This window comes from Halovenus marina, from assembly GCF_051414115.1.
Taxonomy (GTDB): Archaea; Halobacteriota; Halobacteria; order Halobacteriales; family Haloarculaceae; genus Halovenus; species Halovenus marina.
Genome location: NZ_JBLKNZ010000001.1, coordinates 1,403,545 through 1,415,982 on the forward strand (window position 1 = coordinate 1,403,545; position 12,438 = coordinate 1,415,982).

General features: G+C 62.0%; 17 protein-coding genes. 9 read left to right on the forward strand and 8 right to left on the reverse strand.

Annotated elements, in window-relative coordinates:
* Positions 1-5: 5 nt before the first annotated feature.
* Positions 6-572 carry an acyltransferase gene (locus ACMGFL_RS07100; protein WP_436934837.1) on the forward strand — a complete coding sequence of 189 codons (567 nt, stop codon included), beginning with the start codon at positions 6-8 and terminating at the stop codon, positions 570-572.
* Between the two features lie 84 nt (positions 573-656).
* On the forward strand, positions 657-1,055 hold the full coding sequence (locus ACMGFL_RS07105; RefSeq protein WP_436934838.1) for a translation initiation factor IF-2 subunit beta: 399 nt from the start codon (positions 657-659) through the stop codon (positions 1,053-1,055).
* A 41-nt stretch (positions 1,056-1,096) separates the two neighbouring features.
* Here ACMGFL_RS07105 and ACMGFL_RS07110 read toward each other — a convergent pair whose 3' ends face one another.
* From ACMGFL_RS07110 to ACMGFL_RS07130, 5 genes are all read right to left on the reverse strand, one after another.
* Positions 1,097-1,843 carry a hypothetical protein gene (locus tag ACMGFL_RS07110; RefSeq protein WP_436934839.1) on the reverse strand — a complete coding sequence of 249 codons (747 nt, stop codon included), beginning with the start codon at positions 1,841-1,843 and terminating at the stop codon, positions 1,097-1,099.
* On the reverse strand, positions 1,840-2,238 hold the full coding sequence (locus ACMGFL_RS07115) for a hypothetical protein (RefSeq protein ID WP_436934840.1): 399 nt from the start codon (positions 2,236-2,238) through the stop codon (positions 1,840-1,842). Before ACMGFL_RS07115 ends, ACMGFL_RS07110 begins: the two co-directional genes overlap by 4 nt.
* Positions 2,235-3,773 (reverse strand): hypothetical protein, encoded by a 1,539-nt coding sequence (locus tag ACMGFL_RS07120; RefSeq protein ID WP_436934841.1) that lies wholly within the window; start codon positions 3,771-3,773, stop codon positions 2,235-2,237. The genes ACMGFL_RS07115 and ACMGFL_RS07120 overlap by 4 nt, the downstream gene beginning before the upstream one ends.
* 264 nt (positions 3,774-4,037) lie before the next feature.
* Positions 4,038-4,217, reverse strand: coding sequence for a DUF7836 family putative zinc-binding protein (locus ACMGFL_RS07125; protein ID WP_436934842.1), 180 nt, complete (start codon positions 4,215-4,217; stop codon positions 4,038-4,040).
* 70 nt (positions 4,218-4,287) lie between these two features.
* A complete protein-coding gene (locus tag ACMGFL_RS07130; RefSeq protein ID WP_436934843.1) occupies positions 4,288-4,569 on the reverse strand; it encodes a DUF357 domain-containing protein in 282 nt (93 codons plus the stop codon).
* A gap of 99 nt (positions 4,570-4,668) precedes the next feature.
* Here ACMGFL_RS07130 and ACMGFL_RS07135 point away from each other — a divergent pair, with 99 nt between their 5' ends.
* The 4 genes from ACMGFL_RS07135 (at position 4,669) to ACMGFL_RS07150 (ending at position 6,665) form a co-directional block, all read left to right on the forward strand.
* The gene (locus tag ACMGFL_RS07135) at positions 4,669-5,721 is read left to right on the forward strand and encodes an NAD(P)/FAD-dependent oxidoreductase (protein WP_436934844.1); all 1,053 of its coding nucleotides are present in this window, start codon (positions 4,669-4,671) and stop codon (positions 5,719-5,721) included.
* 76 nt (positions 5,722-5,797) lie between these two features.
* The gene (locus ACMGFL_RS07140) at positions 5,798-6,082 is read left to right on the forward strand and encodes a DUF7545 family protein (RefSeq protein ID WP_436934845.1); all 285 of its coding nucleotides are present in this window, start codon (positions 5,798-5,800) and stop codon (positions 6,080-6,082) included.
* A gap of 126 nt (positions 6,083-6,208) precedes the next feature.
* Positions 6,209-6,466, forward strand: a complete 258-nt coding sequence (locus tag ACMGFL_RS07145; RefSeq protein ID WP_436934846.1) for a DUF5789 family protein — start codon at positions 6,209-6,211, stop codon at positions 6,464-6,466.
* Positions 6,467-6,470: 4 nt separating this feature from the next.
* Entirely contained in the window at positions 6,471-6,665 is a 195-nt protein-coding gene (locus tag ACMGFL_RS07150) for a DUF7501 family protein (protein ID WP_436934847.1), read from the forward strand.
* Between the two features lie 22 nt (positions 6,666-6,687).
* Here the strand turns inward: ACMGFL_RS07150 and ACMGFL_RS07155 are convergent, their stop codons facing one another.
* From ACMGFL_RS07155 to ACMGFL_RS07165, 3 genes are all read right to left on the reverse strand, one after another.
* Positions 6,688-7,350: a 2,5-diamino-6-(ribosylamino)-4(3H)-pyrimidinone 5'-phosphate reductase gene (locus tag ACMGFL_RS07155; RefSeq protein ID WP_436934848.1), complete on the reverse strand. Its 663-nt coding sequence runs from the start codon at positions 7,348-7,350 to the stop codon at positions 6,688-6,690.
* A 58-nt stretch (positions 7,351-7,408) separates the two neighbouring features.
* Positions 7,409-8,506, reverse strand: coding sequence for a S1C family serine protease (locus ACMGFL_RS07160; RefSeq protein ID WP_436934849.1), 1,098 nt, complete (start codon positions 8,504-8,506; stop codon positions 7,409-7,411).
* A 153-nt stretch (positions 8,507-8,659) separates the two neighbouring features.
* Positions 8,660-10,585, reverse strand: a complete 1,926-nt coding sequence (locus tag ACMGFL_RS07165; RefSeq protein WP_436934850.1) for a beta-CASP ribonuclease aCPSF1 — start codon at positions 10,583-10,585, stop codon at positions 8,660-8,662.
* A 348-nt stretch (positions 10,586-10,933) separates the two neighbouring features.
* On the opposite strand from ACMGFL_RS07165, the gene ACMGFL_RS07170 reads away from it, so the two are divergent.
* From ACMGFL_RS07170 to ACMGFL_RS07180, 3 genes are all read left to right on the forward strand, one after another.
* The gene (locus ACMGFL_RS07170; RefSeq protein WP_436934851.1) at positions 10,934-11,161 is read left to right on the forward strand and encodes a DUF7860 family protein; all 228 of its coding nucleotides are present in this window, start codon (positions 10,934-10,936) and stop codon (positions 11,159-11,161) included.
* A gap of 67 nt (positions 11,162-11,228) precedes the next feature.
* A complete protein-coding gene (locus ACMGFL_RS07175) occupies positions 11,229-11,705 on the forward strand; it encodes a DUF7984 family protein (RefSeq protein WP_436934852.1) in 477 nt (158 codons plus the stop codon).
* Between the two features lie 72 nt (positions 11,706-11,777).
* Complete coding sequence (locus ACMGFL_RS07180) at positions 11,778-12,428, forward strand: carbohydrate-binding family 9-like protein (protein WP_436934853.1); 651 nt, start codon at positions 11,778-11,780, stop codon at positions 12,426-12,428.
* Positions 12,429-12,438: the final 10 nt, after the last annotated feature.

Here is a 12,438-nt window from a genome sequence, read left to right on the forward strand (position 1 = left end):
TCCGCATGACTGACGACGAGCGCTCGGACGCGGCACACGATTCGCCCGAACCGGATTCCACGACGAGCGGACCCAGCCGTCGCGAGCGCGTGACGCGCCATCCGACCGAACAGGGACACAATTCGCTCCACAGGTGGTATCGCAAGCGAAATCCGATACGCGTCGTGATCAACTACGCTGTCATTCTGCTCTGTCGTATCTCACCGAGTCTCCGACTCAAGCGCGCCCTCTTTCGACTCATCGGGATGGACGTCGAGTCGGGCGCGGCATGGGGGTTGGAGTCGACGCCCGACGTGTTCTGGCCGGACAAGATCACAGTCGAGGCGGACGCGGTCATCGGCTACGACGCGACTATCCTCTGTCACGAGTTTCTCGCTGGCGAGTACCGCACCGGACCGGTGGTGATCGAACAGCGCGCGATGATCGGTGCTGGCGCGGTGGTTCTTCCAGGCGTCGTCGTCGGGGAGAACGCGAAGGTTGCGGCGAACTCGCTCGTCACAGAGGACGTGCCGCCGGATACGACAGTGGCCGGCGTCCCCGCGACACCAGTCGAGGACGAGGAGGCCCTCTGACCGATCCGGGAACTATCGTCGTGAAAGCGCCGCACTTCGGTCGAAATCACGGCACATTTTAATCGAGACCCCGTATAATCTGGTATGGACTACGACGACATGCTCGACCGCGGTATCGAGGAGACACCGGATATCGAGGGGGACTCACACCGGTTCACCGTCCCCGACCCCGACGTTCGTCAGGAAGGCCACGCCACCGTGTTCGAGAACTTCAAAGGGGTGTGTGACGACCTGGGCCGCGAGGGAGATCACGTGCTGAAGTTCCTCCAGGACGAACTCGGGACGAGCGCACACATCGACGAAAGCGGTCGTGCGCGACTCACCGGCGAGTTCGACGCGGACCGGATTCAGGATGGGCTCTCGGCGTACGCAGACCGGTACGTCCTCTGTTCGGAGTGTGGGCTTCCCGATACGAACATCGAGCGCGAACAGGGTGCAGAGATCCTCCAGTGTGACGCCTGCGGCGCGCGGTCGCCGACGTAAACTGCGTGAAAGAAGGAGTCAAGCGCGGATGACAGTCGTGTTCAGCCCCCGACCTCTTCGTCCGAATCGACGCTGAAACTTCCCTGTGTGGTGCTCGTGGCGCTTGCCGTGGCGTTGGTAACCGTGATCGTCGCTTTCCCTGCGCTTTCTGCTGTGAGCGTTGTGGGTTCGTCGTCGATCGTCCACTCGACACGGAACTTCGCCTGAAGCTCTCGGACACGCGACTCGCCATCGGCTGTCGCTTCGAAATCCGACGCGCTGAGTCCGCTGTGAGAGAGTACGTCTGCCGTCTGCTGGCCGAACACGTCGCTCCAGGAGTATGTCGCTGTCCCGTTCGTCGCGGTTATCGACACCGCGTCTGCCTGTGAGAGCACTTCCTCCCACTGCTTCGCGCCGCCACTGAAGTCACTCGGATGGCCCCGCACCGCAAGTGAGACATTCGGGTCATCGTGTGTCGGGTCGTCGATGCCCTCCCAGGCAAGTGCGATCCTGTTGTCGTCTGCCCCGGGGTCGGTGGTACCGCCTGGATCACCGAACTCGACCGTCGAGACACTCCCGTCGTGTGCGGTGACACTCGCCCCGTTTGCGATGAACTGGTTGGTGCTGTCCAACGCGAGGGCTGGTTCCGTTCCGATCTGTAACAGCGTGTATCCACCGCCCAGTGCCCCGAGCGTGACGAGTCCGCTTGCCAGCGCTCCGAACCGACGCCGGGAGACGCCGTCGTCCTCGTCTTCTTCTGTCGCGGGCGATTCGTCTATCAGTTCTGACACCAGTTTTCGGTCAGTCATGGGTCACCTCCGGTCGCGATGTTGGACAGTGCTGTCTGTATCCGGTCGATGGACTGGTCGCCGCCGACAATCGCCATGAGTGCGCCGTCGTCGTGATATCTCGTCACGATACAGCGGTCGTCGAGGATCCGCACGTCCCCTTCCACACGAGAGGCGTGCTCGAAGAGGCTATCGGTGAACAGATCGTTTTCAAGGAAGTCGACACCAAAGTAATACTGCAGATCGTCGACCGAGTGCGTATCGACGAAGGAATCACCGAGATGATACGGTGTGAACGTCTCACGGTCGTACCCTGCAAACAGGTGGATCTCTCCGTCGATCGTATCCGTGAGTGCTGCCACCGCGTTCTCCACGGACATTCCTGGGAAGGGTTGCCGGTTCGTGCTGATAGTCATCCTTCCTCCTCGGGGGTCGCCCCAAATGCCTCCTCCAGTCGCGAACTGAACGCCTCGACCGTCTCGACGCGCACCTGTATGTCGGCGAGTTCCGTCTCGATTCGCTCTTCCATCGCCTCGACGGCAGCCTCGGTATCAGCCTGCTGGCTGGAGAGGTCCTCGAGTTCGCGGCCATAGTCTTCAGTCAGTTCCTCGACTGACTCCTGTGCCCGTTCGAGTTCGGCTGTGAGTTCCTCGACGGCCGTCTCGATTTCCTGTACGTTCGATCGAATCGACGACTGGCCCGCTTCTAGCTCCGAGAGTCGGTCTTCCATCTCACCGATATCGCCTGCGATGCTGTCGAGCGTCTCGTCGGTCTCGTCGGCGTACTCGGTTGGCGTCCCACGTTCGTCGATAAACTCCTCTAGCAGGTCCACGTAGGCGGCGAAGTCGTCCATCCGTGCCTGAACGTGGTGCAGTCTGATCTGGTCCGTTCGAGAGTGGGCCTCTGCGGTGTGCATCATATCCGTACGCTCAAGTGCCTCCCGAAGGGACGCGGCTTCGTCGGACGACCCGTCGAGTTCCGTTAGCTCTTCGGTCAGTTCGGACACGAGACTTCGCTTGGGCACGGAGCGGTTCCGTTCGTCAGTCGCTTCACCTGAATCTTCACTGACTTCCGAGGAACGTCCGTCCGTGTCGCCACCGGCCTCTGCCATCTTGGTATCGCTCAGTGAGAGGTTCGCTGGCGAGTTTTTGTGCCAGTTCGTTCCCGCATCGGTGTCTGTGGATGTGTCTTTCATCGCTGTTCGGTCGCTGTCGTGTTCGGTTGAGTGTGTGCTGTCGTCTGCCTCAGTCGGTCGGGTCTCAGTGTCTTCATCTGACCTGTCGGTCACATCGCTGTCCGTCGGGTCTGTCAGGTTCAGCGTCCCCTCGTCGCTCTCCGGGGTCTTCTCCTCCTGCTCGTCGCTCCCCGCGTTCGCCGCCGAGCTGTCGCCCTCCGTCACATTCTCACCATCCGTCGAACCGTCACGGGCCGGAGTCGTCTCGGCAGAATCGTCGGCCGGTGCGGTAAGCGAGAGTCGCTCCGTTTCGTCGTCGTCAGGCGCCTCGTCACTGTCCTGAAAAATCGTCTCTCGGGCCCGTCCGAGGAGTCCCGCACTGTTCTCTCCGTCGTCCTGTCGCTCCGTCGTCACTCGGCTGTGCGTGATCTGTGGCTGCTCGGACAGTGAGACAGCCCCGGACGGCTCACTCGCGAAGACGATACCGAGCGTGAGCGAACACTCCTCGTTGGGATCCACTGACTGTTCGATGCGGATCGTATCGTCGTCGGTTTCCTCCCACGTATTCGGCTGATGGGCGCGGTGAAAGCCTATCTTCGAGTAGTCCTCCACGGGCAGACTGTCCTCCAGCACCACCTCCAGCGGCTCGTCGGCCGTGGATAGTATCGTGTATCTGAGGAGAAGGCCATCTTCCCGCCGTTCCGGATCCTTCTCGACAGTCACCGGTCCGGTTTCGCACGTGTGACTGACAGTGTCTGGCTGTTCTGACTTAGCCATGACTTACCTCCGTCTCCGCTTGTCTCGTCGTCCTGTGCTCGATACTGCGACCACGTGTCGGGGTCAGTTCGGCTTGGTTCATGTTCTCCTCCGTGCTGCCGAACGAGTGGGATCAACCCACTTTCGTCGGCGTGTAATACCGGCTTACCCGACAGTGTGTGATTGTTATAGAGTGTATATCGACGACAGAGAGGTCGGAAAAGTCGTTAGAAAGATCCTACGGCGTTGGCGATCAGAGACCGAGTGTTGCCCTGCGACCGTCAGTCAACCGAGCTTCTGGAGCACCTGCAGGTCCCGCTCTGTATGCAGATATTCGGAAAGCCGACGACTCGCGTGACAGTTGGGGCAGTGAAACGTTCGTCCGCTCTCGGGCAAGTCGACAGGATCCGTTTGCCAGTCTTTCCCACACTCCGGACACACGAGCCGAACAGTCGCCTCGTTCATGTGAGTGTACAACACACCCCACAACATAAACTTCGTGGTAGGGGGACCGGACGGCCGGAAGCTGCTCAGGTCACACGGTGAATAGGTGTCCCTCCCGGGGAACGTCGAGCAAGCCGATTCGGGCGCCAGCATCGAGGAAGGCGTGGCCGTAGGAAAACGCTGCGAGGGCGTTCACTAGATCATCGTCGTCTCGGAAGTGACGCCCGTCTTCGAGATACGACTCGGCCATCTCCATGCAGTCAGCTCCGGCGTCTGCGAGTGGCGTCTCGGCTGGTCCGGCGACTGTCGCCTCCGCGACAGCCTCGGAGAGCAACCGCTCGTATCGGTCCGTCTTTTCGCTGAGTTCGGCCATACGCGGTGGTCGGGTCCCGTCGCGCTTGGCTCTTTTCCCATAGCTAACGAGTCGAGGCTACAGCGCAACCTACAAACCGGTTCTTGCCCAACTTCGCGTATGGACTCTGAGGTGCGCGAACACCGGCGGATGATAATCGCCGGGACAGGGATCGCCGGACTGACGGCCGCAATCTACGCCGGTCGTGCGAACAACGACCCGCTCGTGCTGGAGGGCGACGAACCGGGCGGGCAGTTGACGCTCACGACCGACGTGGCAAACTATCCCGGCTTTCCCGAGGGCATCGGCGGGACGGAACTCGTAAACCGGATGAAAGAGCAGGCCGAGCAGTTCGGCTCGGAGACACAGCACGGCGTCATCGAGCGCGTCGAAAAGCGAGACGACGGGCACTTTCTCGTTACAGTCTCGAACGGTGATACCTACTCCTGTGACGCGTTCATCGCGGCCTCGGGAGCGAGCGCGCGAACGCTCGACGTCCCCGGCGAGGACGAACTCATGGGGTATGGCGTCTCGACGTGTGCGACCTGCGATGGCGCGTTCTTCCGCGGTGAGGACATGCTTGTCGTCGGCGGTGGCGACGCAGCCATGGAGGAGGCTACCTTCCTGACGAAGTTCGCTGACACCGTCTATCTCGCACACCGCCGAGAGAACTTCCGCGCGGAGGCCCACTGGGTCGAGCGCGTGCGAAAGAAGGCCGAGGCAGGCGACATCGAGATCATGAAAAACACCGAGTTGCTGGAAGTCCACGGCTCGCCCGAGGAGGGCGTCGACCACGTCACCCTCGCTCGCAACAAGTCGGGCCATCCCAAGGAACACCTCGACGACCCCGAGACCGAACAGTTCGAGATGGACGTCGGCGCGGTCTTTCTCGCAATCGGGCACACGCCGAACACCGAGTATCTCGAAGACACCGGCGTCGAGATGGACGAGGCGGGCTACATCGAGACGGTCGGCGGCGACGGGGGCGGGCAGACCGGAACTGCCGTCGAGGGACTCTTTGGCGCGGGCGACGTCGTCGACCACCACTATCAGCAGGCGATCACCGCTGGCGGTATGGGCTGTAAGGCCGCGATGGACGCCGACGAGTATCTCGAAGACGTTCCCGTCGCCGTGGAATCCGGCGAGACGGCCGCTGCGGAACGCGACGACTGAGGACTCGGTCCGGCGGTCTGTCCGAGTCATCGCACAAAGACACAGAGACTTTAGGACAGCGCTCTCTTGTAGAGGTATGGCAGAAGAAACTGCTACCGTCCGAATCGAAACCGACGACGCGAGCGACGAACTGACGGTTCCCGTTGCCATCCTCGAGATGCTCAGCGAGGGCGACGAGGACATCACCACCGTCGTGGGGGACCTCGCGATGCTCGGAATCGCACAGCAGGCCCACGGCATCGTCCATCACCAACACGGCGACGTCGACGAGGACATCGAGGCGGCCGAAGAGCTGACGATGGACCTGTTCGAAGAGCGATTCGGACAGAGCTACGGTGAGATGACCGGCCACTCGCACTGAGCGAATTGTCCTTTTGCCGTCCGCTCGCAACCGTTCACCTCGCATCGCCGATCGATCGCTTCGTAGCGTCAGGCTATGCTCGGCGCGGAATATGCACTTATTACCGATTCTGACGTAGTTCGAACGATGACACGCGAAGTAACACTCAACGCCAGTTCGGCAGTGTTCGAGGAACTCGACTACCCAATCGACCGGGACGTGGCAGCAGAACAGCTCGCAGACGTCACGTTACAGTTGGCTGACGGCGAGGCGAATCTCGGCGGGTTGATCGCTGACAGCACCACGGAGACGTTCGAGTCTTCGGAGGCGCTCGAGGCGGAACTCCACAACGTGCTCCCGCGCGAGGCGGTCGGCGAGCCGTATCAGTCAGAGGGAGAGGGATAGCGTCATGACAGAAGACCATCCGCCACGCGACTCTCCGGGGTGGGACAATCCGGACTGCTGTCCGTTCTGTGGCACGTCACTCTCGGATGGCGGGATGGGCTTTATCGACCACATCGAAGACGAAGCGACGTGCCGAGAGCGATTCGAGGCCTGGCGAGCGCAGATTCGAGACGACATCGGCGGGGAGTGGGGCGGATAATGACCCAACGGTCGGACGGCAGTCAGGGGACGTCGTAGGATACCAACACGCCGTCGTCGAGTCGTTCGACAGTATCGAGGGAGAGTCGCGGGAAGTCGTCGGCGAACCCCTCCCCGTCTGCGAGTGTCGGCGCGCCCTGCCCGCCGACGAGCATCGACCCGACGAACACCGAGAGTTCGTCGACCAGTTCCGCCGCGAACAGCGAGAAGATGAGTTCCCCGCCGCCCTCGACGAGCAACTGGTCGATCCCGTGAGCGTCGAGTTCCGAGAGCCCTGCTTCGAGGTCGACGCGGTCCGTTCCGGCCCGGATGACCGTCGCGCCGAGGTCCTCCATTCGAGAGATACGAGCGTCAGGTGCCCGGTCGCTGACGAGCAGATACGTCTCCGCGCGGTCGTCGAGTATCGTGGCGTCCGGCGGCGTTCGGATCTGCGAGTCGACCGCAACGCGTGCGGGATTCGGCGGGTCGCCCGCCGCTGTGCGTTCGCTCTGACGACGCTCGCTATCGACGGTGAGCGAGGGGTCGTCCGCGAGCACAGTTCCGACGCCGACCACGACCGCATCGCTGTCGGCTCGCAGCGCGTCGACCCGGTCGAAGTCGTCTGCTCCGCTTATCTCCACCTGCGTTCGCTCCCGCGAGGAGAGCTTCCCGTCGACGCTCATCGCCGCGTTGACGCGGACGTGCATACCGTCTCTACTGTCAGCACGCCCATGAGTGTTTGTCTCGCGGTGAGCAGACCAGTCATCACCGGAGCGGCGACTGCGAGCGGTCGGGGCGGGAACTGAGCGTCAGATCGACGGTTTGCTCGGTGCCGTCCCGGAGGATCGTCAGCTGAATCGTATCCCCCGGTTGTGTCCGGAGCGCGAGATAGCTCGCCAGGTCCTCGAACGAACGCATCTGTGTTCCCTCCACTGCAAGGAGGACGTCCCCGCCGACCGGGAGTCGCGTCCCGTCGGCGGATTCGAGGGTGCTCTGTTGGAGCACGCCGTCCGCTGGCCCGCCGCGGACGGTCTGGACGACGAGCAATCCCCGAGGTTCCGTCAGCCCGTTCGCGTCGGCAACGGTCGGGGTCACCGTATCGAGTGAGATGCCCATGTAGGCGTGTTCGTAATCGCCAGTGTCGATGAGTCGCGGGACGACGCGCTGGGTGAGCGCAGCCGAGATCCCAAAGGCGATGTTGTCTCCGCGCTTCGAGTTGACGACGCCGACGACAGTCCCGTCCAGAGACATCAGCGGCCCGCCGCTGTTGCCCGGGTTGACTGCGGCGTCAGTCTGGATCGCATCGGGGATCCGATACCCGGCTGGCGACGGGATCAGCCGGTCGGTGCCGCTGACGATGCCTGACGTGACAGTACCATCGAGGTCGTAGGGGTTCCCGATTGCGACGACTTTCTGGCCGATGACCGGGGCCTTTTTAATGAACGGGAGTGGCTGAGCGGTATCGGGAACAGACTCCGCGCTGATGACCGCGAGATCACTGTGGGGGTCCGTTCCGCGAACCTCGCCGTCCCCCCACGTGCCGTCGTGATACCGGAGTTGTGTGGTCGAAGCGGTCCCGACGACGTGGGCGTTCGTAATGACGTGTTCGTCGTCGTACATGAACCCAGTTCCCTGTCCCTGGCCTGTCTGCACCAGAACGACCGAGGGGATGGTATCACGGTAGACTCGCGTGTACTCACTTCCGTCCGCTTTGGCGAGTGGCTCTGTCTGGGGGGTGTCAGTTTGCTCGGCGGGTGGCGAGTCATCGTCCGAGAACGGCGCGCTACAACCTGCAAGTGCTGTCACGAGGCTGACACTCCCGAGTTTGAGGAACTCCCGGCGGGTGGATGTCTCTCTGGGCATCTCGTGGTCTAGTTGTCCGCGGACATGTATGGATGTTGTGCGGGATATCAAGCGGTCACGGAGAGGACGACACTCATACTGCTGGCTGTACGTTCGCAAAGATATTCGCCACCCCGCGGTGGCGAATTCTTCAAAATGGTACAGCCAGCAGTATCAGATGAAGCGAAACGTTTCGAGGTTCTTCGGGGCGAACGTGCGCATATTGTACTCGTGATACAGCGCCGAGGAGAGATCTTGCGTCGAGGACTCGTCGCCGTGGACACAGAGCACCTTCTCGGGGCGTGGATTCATCGTCCGGACGAAGTTTTCGAGCCCCTGTCTGTCGGCGTGGCCGGAGAAGCCGTCGACCGTCTCGACATCCATCTTCAGGGTGAGTGTGTTCCCCCGGCCGCGACCGTTTCCGTTACCAACCGGGATCTCGTCCCAGCCGTTCTGGATCCGTCGTCCGAGCGTTCCCTGTGCCTGGTAGCCGACGAACACGAGCGTCGAATCGGGATCGGTCCCGAGATGCTCGATCCACGAGAGAATGGGGCCGCCCTCCATCATCCCCGACGTCGAGAGGATGATGCAGGGGCCGCCGTCCGCGACTTCCTGCCGCTCCTCCTCGCCAGCGTCGATGTGGTTGAACTGCTCAGCGAGGAACGGGTTCGAGTCGTCGTGGAAGATGCGCTCGCGCAGGTCGTCACGCAGGTACTCAGGATAGGTCGTGTGGATGGCCGTCGCTTCCCAGATCATGCCATCGAGATGTACTGGCACTTCCGGAATGTCGCCGTTTCGCATCGCCTCCTCCAGCACGAGCATGATCTCCTGTGAGCGACCGACCGCGAACGCTGGGATGAGCACCTTCCCGTCGCGTTCGAGTGTATTGTTCAGGGTATGGAGGAGTTTTCGCTCGGAATCTTCCTGGTCGGTCTGGTAGTCGTTTCGCCCGCCGTAGGTCGATTCGAGCACGAGCGTCTCCACGCGGGGGAACTCGTTGACTGCGCCGTTGAACAGGCGCGTGTCGTCGTAGTGAATGTCCCCCGAGAAGGCGACGTTGTACAGGCCATCGCCAACGTGGAAGTGGGCAATCGAGGAGCCGAGGATGTGACCGGCGTTGTGCAGCGTGAGTTTGATGTCGGGCGCGATATCGGTCACGTTGCCGTACTCGATCGGGATGGTGTGTTTGATCGCCTCGCGCACCATCTCGGACTCGTAGGGGGGCGCACGGCCCTCCTTCGCCGCGACGTCGAGATAGTCGAGCGTCAGCAGTCCCATCAGGTCCCGCGTCGGTTCGGTCGTGTATATCGGCCCGTCGTAGCCGTACTTGAACAGGAGGGGAATGAGCGCGGAGTGGTCGAGGTGGGCGTGGGTCAGGACGACGGCGTCGAGTGAACTCGCGCCCGACCCAAGCGCTTCGGGCACCTGCAGGTACGGCACCTCGTCGTCCGCACCGGGCTTGTCCCCGCAGTCGATGAGGATTCGCGTTTCGGGCGTCGAGAGGATGAACGCGGCGCGACCGACCTCGCGACAGCATCCGAGCGTCGTGATGCGAACCCACTGGTCGTCGGACATCTCCTCGCGGTGGATCTGCCGACCGATCCGTTCGAGGATGTCCCGGCGCTCGTTGCGCTCCTGTTTGAGGAAGTTCCGGACGTTCTTGACCGTCGAGGACTCGATGGGTGGGGTCCGGACGACTTCGGGCGTCCAGCCGACTTCCTGCGTTATCTCGCGAAGCGTCGACCCGTGGCGGCCGATGACCATCCCGGGTTTTTCTGCTTCGATGACGACCTCACCGGTGTCAGTATGGAAGTCCAGGTCGGTGACGCCCGCCTCGTCGGGGATTACGTTGAGTACTGTCTCCCGGGCCTCCTCGGGGCGGGAGAGCGATGCGGGGTCGGGTCGGACAGTGATCCGCTTTCTGAGTTTCGAGGCCAGTTTCCGAACCAGGTCGCCGTCGCGCGCGAACCGCTTTGGGTCCCGGGTGTAGATGACCAGTTCCGGCCCCTCGTATCGGACCTCCGTGATGGTGATGTCGCTCGGTACCTCGCGTTCTATCTCTTCTTCGATGTCCGCTAGCTGATTTTCTACCGTACTCATAGCTCCAGTGTAGTGCTCGCGGGGGAACCCCGCTCCGCTCGGTTCCGTTCGGTGATGAACGTATCAGTAAGACCACTCATGTGTGATCGGCGATGCCAGGAGTCTCCGAGTAGACTACCCGGAAAACCGACTATACCTCTGCTTGACGCCAGTGATTATAAAAGCCTTCGCAAGTTTCTGCCGCGTTGACCCGTTTACCCGCTGTCGAAGAGAGAGCAGTCACGAGGTATCGTGCAGACCGATGCGAGACACGGTGACCCGCAGCGGGTAGCATGTTCACCGGGAACGCGCTCGGTGTTGACAGCGGCAAGCAAAAGAGTTAATCAAACGCAGGGAAGTTCGTCGCATATGAACCATCACGGAACCGTCGATTATGCCAAGATGACAAAGTCCGGGTTCGCTCTCGGCCTCGCGCTGTTTGTGATCGGTGCTGTCGGTGGGATTCTCGGTCACACGATCCTTTCCCCGATCCCGGACTGGGAGAATACCCTGTTTCTGTACTCCGAGGGGATCGGCATCCTCGTTGGGTTTTTCTCGATCTGGATTTTCGGTGTCTTTCTTCCGCTGGTGAAGTAGTTACGGCGTGCACGAAGCACACGCGGTTTGCAGTAAACCTAAGACTCGTCAGATCCGTGTGAGCGATATGCATCTCACGGCGGCGGCAGTGACCGAACAGTACGAGTGGGTTCGGGATCGAGACGAGCGCATCGTCGCGGTGATCAACCGCGTTCGCAACGACCTCAGTGACGCCTTCGAAACGTCGGTCGATTCGGTCACGACTGACCAGTACCGACAGGCTGTCAGAGACGTCTTCGAGAACGGCGACGTGGCGGTCAACGCGGCCGCGCTCGTAGGTCTGTTGCGACAACTCGACGTGGACGGCGACTATCCCGGCTTCATCGTCGACGAAGTGCTCGGACGGGAACTCGCAGGACTGATCGCCGGTCAGCAACCCCTCCGGCTACTCGGTGAGGCGACCTTTCACTACGCGGATATCACCGTCCACGAGGGCGAACGGGCCGGTATCGACGATCTGGACGCCGCACTCGCGGCGGGGTTCCAGACGCGACTTCCGGGCTGGGACTGGACAGAGACGGAGAGCCCGTTTGGGGTCGAGTGAACACGAGATGGCGATCAGCAGGCGGCAATACCAGGCTATTAATTAGGGGGGTGACATAGCAACGCGCAGGAGATGACGGGCTATACGATAGAGCGGGCGCCGGAGTCGGTTCCGCTCGTCGGCGACGTTTCGGGGACGGTCTGGAGTGAGGCGGAGTCGGCGACCATCGACAGCTATCCGTGGGACACCGGGGGCGACGAGCAGGCGGCCACAGTCCGGGTGCTCTACGACGACGAGGCGCTGTATCTGCAGTTTCAGGTCGAAGACAGCCACAGTAGCGCGGCGGTGTCGTGGCTCAACGGCCCCGTCTACCGGGACAGTTGCGTCGAGTGGTTCTTCTCGCCGGGTCGTGACCACTCGCCGTACTTCAACTTCGAGGTGAACTGCATCGGCGCGTACATCCTTGGCTGGGGGAAAGACCGGAACCGGCGAACGCGCGTTCCGCGGTCGCTGGCCGACCCAATCTGTGTCGAAACGTTCATCCAGGGAACCCACAAGTCACCCGCGCTCGAGGACGAGCAATGGTGGGTCGCCGTTTCGCTCCCCTACGAGACGCTCGCGACCTTCAGCGGCCGAGACATCGCCCCGACTGCCGGAACCGTCTGGACGGGCAACTTTCAGCGACTCGGGGGCGACAGCGAACTCGCCGTCTGGTCGGACATCGACACGGTCGAACCCGAATTTCACAGTCCGGCGTCGTTCGCTGAGATTACCTTCGCCTGATACCTGCCTG

Bases quoted from the DNA above. Each gene is read 5' to 3' on its own strand.
- ACMGFL_RS07100 (WP_436934837.1), top strand. From the start codon at position 6: ATGACTGACGACGAGCGCTCGGACGCGGCACACGATTCGCCCGAACCG.
- ACMGFL_RS07105 (WP_436934838.1), top strand. From the start codon at position 657: ATGGACTACGACGACATGCTCGACCGCGGTATCGAGGAGACACCGGAT.
- ACMGFL_RS07110 (WP_436934839.1), bottom strand. From the start codon at position 1,843: ATGACTGACCGAAAACTGGTGTCAGAACTGATAGACGAATCGCCCGCG.
- ACMGFL_RS07115 (WP_436934840.1), bottom strand. From the start codon at position 2,238: ATGACTATCAGCACGAACCGGCAACCCTTCCCAGGAATGTCCGTGGAG.
- ACMGFL_RS07120 (WP_436934841.1), bottom strand. From the start codon at position 3,773: ATGGCTAAGTCAGAACAGCCAGACACTGTCAGTCACACGTGCGAAACC.
- ACMGFL_RS07125 (WP_436934842.1), bottom strand. From the start codon at position 4,217: ATGAACGAGGCGACTGTTCGGCTCGTGTGTCCGGAGTGTGGGAAAGAC.
- ACMGFL_RS07130 (WP_436934843.1), bottom strand. From the start codon at position 4,569: ATGGCCGAACTCAGCGAAAAGACGGACCGATACGAGCGGTTGCTCTCC.
- ACMGFL_RS07135 (WP_436934844.1), top strand. From the start codon at position 4,669: ATGGACTCTGAGGTGCGCGAACACCGGCGGATGATAATCGCCGGGACA.
- ACMGFL_RS07140 (WP_436934845.1), top strand. From the start codon at position 5,798: ATGGCAGAAGAAACTGCTACCGTCCGAATCGAAACCGACGACGCGAGC.
- ACMGFL_RS07145 (WP_436934846.1), top strand. From the start codon at position 6,209: ATGACACGCGAAGTAACACTCAACGCCAGTTCGGCAGTGTTCGAGGAA.
- ACMGFL_RS07150 (WP_436934847.1), top strand. From the start codon at position 6,471: ATGACAGAAGACCATCCGCCACGCGACTCTCCGGGGTGGGACAATCCG.
- ACMGFL_RS07155 (WP_436934848.1), bottom strand. From the start codon at position 7,350: ATGCACGTCCGCGTCAACGCGGCGATGAGCGTCGACGGGAAGCTCTCC.
- ACMGFL_RS07160 (WP_436934849.1), bottom strand. From the start codon at position 8,506: ATGCCCAGAGAGACATCCACCCGCCGGGAGTTCCTCAAACTCGGGAGT.
- ACMGFL_RS07165 (WP_436934850.1), bottom strand. From the start codon at position 10,585: ATGAGTACGGTAGAAAATCAGCTAGCGGACATCGAAGAAGAGATAGAA.
- ACMGFL_RS07170 (WP_436934851.1), top strand. From the start codon at position 10,934: ATGAACCATCACGGAACCGTCGATTATGCCAAGATGACAAAGTCCGGG.
- ACMGFL_RS07175 (WP_436934852.1), top strand. From the start codon at position 11,229: ATGCATCTCACGGCGGCGGCAGTGACCGAACAGTACGAGTGGGTTCGG.
- ACMGFL_RS07180 (WP_436934853.1), top strand. From the start codon at position 11,778: ATGACGGGCTATACGATAGAGCGGGCGCCGGAGTCGGTTCCGCTCGTC.